Origin of the sequence: Henriciella sp. (assembly GCF_049649345.1) — a bacterium.
Lineage (GTDB): Bacteria > Pseudomonadota > Alphaproteobacteria > Caulobacterales > Hyphomonadaceae > Henriciella.
The window spans coordinates 1-3,414 of the sequence record NZ_JBARZC010000177.1 but is presented as its reverse complement, the minus strand read 5'-3'; the positions used below and the strand labels follow the sequence as shown (position 1 = coordinate 3,414).

3 protein-coding genes and 3 tRNA genes are annotated in these 3,414 nt (G+C 60.8%); 3 read left to right on the top strand and 3 right to left on the bottom strand.

What is annotated here, in order from left to right; all coding sequences use genetic code 11:
* The coding region (locus WA989_RS04375; RefSeq protein WP_424339289.1) for a TraB/GumN family protein at positions 1-847 on the bottom strand (847 nt) is incomplete at its 3' end.
* A 131-nt stretch (positions 848-978) separates the two neighbouring features.
* On the opposite strand from WA989_RS04375, the gene WA989_RS04370 reads away from it, so the two are divergent.
* Positions 979-1,055, top strand: a tRNA-Arg gene (locus WA989_RS04370).
* Positions 1,056-1,083: 28 nt separating this feature from the next.
* Here the strand turns inward: WA989_RS04370 and WA989_RS04365 are convergent.
* Positions 1,084-1,157, bottom strand: a tRNA-Gly gene (locus WA989_RS04365).
* A gap of 237 nt (positions 1,158-1,394) precedes the next feature.
* Positions 1,395-1,479: transfer RNA gene (locus tag WA989_RS04360), tRNA-Tyr, on the bottom strand.
* Positions 1,480-1,576: 97 nt separating this feature from the next.
* Here WA989_RS04360 and WA989_RS04355 point away from each other — a divergent pair.
* A complete protein-coding gene (locus WA989_RS04355; RefSeq protein WP_424339288.1) occupies positions 1,577-2,350 on the top strand; it encodes a TrmH family RNA methyltransferase in 774 nt (257 codons plus the stop codon).
* Positions 2,347-3,216: an alpha/beta fold hydrolase gene (locus WA989_RS04350; protein ID WP_424339287.1), complete on the top strand. Its 870-nt coding sequence runs from the start codon at positions 2,347-2,349 to the stop codon at positions 3,214-3,216. The genes WA989_RS04355 and WA989_RS04350 overlap by 4 nt, the downstream gene beginning before the upstream one ends.
* The last annotated feature ends 198 nt before the right edge of the window (positions 3,217-3,414 follow it).

Below are 3,414 nucleotides of genomic sequence, written 5' to 3'. Positions count from 1 at the left end.
CCGGATTGGCCACAAGCACGCCAAGGCCTTCGACATCCCCGTCGGCCCATTCGTCGACAAGCTGGTCGAGCATCTGGCTGGTTTCAGACAGCGTCAGCGCCGTCTCGTAGAGAAACTCCTCCTGAACATCTTCCGGCATAGTGTCGAAAATATCGGCTTGGACCGATGCGGTTTCGAGGTACCCGAACGCTTTGCCATCCTCGTTTGCCTCTGCGATGAGGACTTTCTCGACGCCCGAGTCCGGGTCGTATCCCTCTTTCTGCAATTGCAGGACCGACAGGGTCACCGCCGCCATCCAGGGCTCCATGGGATCGAGCACCGTGACGGGCAGGCCGAGCGGTTGCAGCGAGGTTTGAAGTGTGTCGAGAACCTCCTCGTCGACTTCGGTGGAAAGGCGGCGGCCATCGCCGTAGAGGCCCTTGCGCTGAAAGTCGCGCGCCATCGCCCGCATGCCTTCCTCGCTCTGCATGTCGAGTTCGAGGACGAGCGTATCGGCGCTCTCGAAAGCGGCTTCGAATTCAGGCGTGCGCCATTCCAGATCAGGGCGCAGGATATGCACCGTCCCGAACATATGGATCGTGGTGTCCTCGTCCGACAGCGTCCACATGGCCGGCGCGCCGTCGCCGCTCGTCTCGCGCGCCTCCTCCAGCGCCTCTTCATATTCGGCGATGATCTCTTCCTTGCCGCGCCGATCATTACCGGTGCTCGCCGTTTCTGGCGTTTCGCCTGTATCTGTGGCCGCGGACGTATCGGTAGCGGTGTCATCGACAGGATTGCAGGCCGCAAGGCTGAGCGCGACAAGGCTCGCACCGGCGAGCCGCGCGATGGGGGAAAGAGAGGATGTCATGCGGGTGTGTTTCCTTGTTGTGAGAACCGCTCGGCCGTTAGGTTGCACAAAGTCTCGCAGACGAAAAGCGCGCCCTTGCCTGAAACCGAGAGATTGCACACCCCGCCCGCTTCGCTTAGAGGGAGGCGAACGCACCTATAGCTCAGCTGGATAGAGCGCTGCCCTCCGAAGGCAGAGGTCACAGGTTCGAATCCTGTTAGGTGCGCCATTTCACTTATTTTGGAGGAAGGGCCGGCTGGAGCGGGTACACGGAATCGAACCGAGATCCTCAGCTTGGAAGGCTGCTGCACTACCGTTGTGCTATACCCGCTCTGAGCGGCTGGAGATACTGCGCGAGCTTCCGGGATGCAAGTGGCGGTGTTGATAGATGACAGTTAGATTGGAAGAAACGCGATACTTTTGAACCGAGCGTCATTGCCGATGGTTGGCGAACGTACAGTCTTGAGCGTGATCCAGGTGAGGCGCGTCAGCGCCGATACGGGATCAGGATATAAAAGCCGTTGCCTGGGTGTTGTCGCGATGTTTTCGCGGACGAACCGGAAATGAGTGGTGGAGGGGACAGGATTCGAACCTGTGTACGCTATGCGGGCAGATTTACAGTCTGCTGCCTTTAACCACTCGGCCACCCCTCCAGGGTCTGCCCTGCGACGCTCTGATTGACGCCGCCGGACCTTGCCGCCAAATGTCTGCAACAGCAGTCACCGGCGCACCGAAGCGCGCTTTATAGGGATGAAGCCTATCTCACGCAACCATCAGAAACGCCGATTTACAGCTGGGTCTGCACACGACCCGTCAGCTCCTGTCTGGCTGTGGGGTCAGCACGCCGTCGAGGCGGCGCTGGCCAATCCGGATCGCGAGATTTTGCGCCAGGTTGCAACGGCCAATGCAGCGCGCCGGACCGGCCTGAAGGATGTCGAAATCATTGATGGCAAGGCGCTCGACCACTTGCTGCCCCCCGGCGCTGTGCATCAGGGCCTGGCCGTGCGGGCCCGGCCGCTGGAAGAGGTCTCGCTGGACGATGTGCTGGCCGGCCCGGATGCGCCGACGCGCATATGTGTGCTCGACCAGATTTCGGATCCGCATAATCTGGGCGCGATCTTCCGCTCGGCGGCAGCCTTCGGGATCGGTGGTCTCGTCCTGCAGACGCGCCATACCCCGCCTGTCACGGGGGTTGCGGCCAAGTCGGCGGCTGGCGCGATCGAGACGGTTGCAGAGATACGGGTCGTCAATATTGCCCGCGCCATCGACCAGCTCGGCGAGGCCGGCTTCCACACGATCGGGCTGGCCGGCGAAGGACGCGAGACGATCGAGGCTGCCATTCACGGCGCGCAGAAAGTCGCCTTCGTCATGGGCGCTGAAGGCTCGGGCCTGCGCCCTGCCGTCGCCAAAGCCTGCGCCACATTGGCGCGAATCCCGATGGTGCCGGGCATGGAGAGCCTGAACGTTTCCAACGCCGCGGCCATCGCGTTCTATCAAGCCCTGCAAGACAAGGAGGGCGCATGATGTTGCACGGCCCCGTTTCCCATTCCTATTACTCCCAGCGTCTTCGGCTTCATTATGTCGACTGGGGTAACCAGGATGCGCCGCCGCTTGTGCTCGTGCATGGCGGGCGGGACCATTGCCGCAGCTGGGACTGGGTGGCCGAGGAGCTTCGCCATGACTGGCATGTGATTGCGCCTGATTTGAGAGGCCATGGCGACAGTTCCTGGTCGCCTGAGGGCAATTACAACATGCAGGCCTATATCTATGATCTGGCGCAGCTGATCCATCAGCTGAAGCTTGATCACGTGACGCTGGTGGCGCACTCGCTCGGCGGGAATATCGCGCTGCGCTATACCGGGCTTTATCCGGACAAGGTCAAAAAACTGGTCGCGATCGAAGGGCTTGGGCCGAGTCCGAAGATGATCGAAGAGCGTCAGAAAACGCCCTGGCAGGACCGGTTCCGCAAGATCATCGATGACAAGCGCGCCCTCTCTGGCCGCCAGCCAAAGCGCTATGACAGCCTCGAGCAGGCCTATGCGCGGATGAAGGAAGAAAACAGCTTCCTGTCCGAAGAACAGGCCCGCCACCTCACCATTAATGGCATCGCGCGCAATGAGGACGGCACCTATAGCTGGAAGTTCGATAATTATCTGCGCGTGTGGGAGTCGGTCGATCTCACCCAGGAGCAGATTCATGACCTCTGGCGGTCGATCACCTGTCCGACGCTCTTGCTCTATGGCGAAAAGAGCTGGGCCTCGAACCCGGCGGAAGATGGGCGCGACGCCTATTTCCAGAACGCCGAGGTGAAACTGTTCCCTGAGGCCGGCCACTGGCTCCACCATGACCGGTTCGACCTGTTCATGGAAACGCTGCGCGACTTTCTGTAGAAATTTCTGGCGGCCTGTATTGCGCCGAGTGGCCGTGTCGATTGACAATGTAGCCGGATGCGTGTTATCGTTTTTCGATGAATTCTGCGTTCGATTACAGGTCCGGCGATGTCGTCTCAGTCCGCTTTGGGGGCGTCTTGCGCCATTATGGGGTCGTGACCCATGGCGGGCGCGTCATCTCCAGCAATGGGAGGTCTG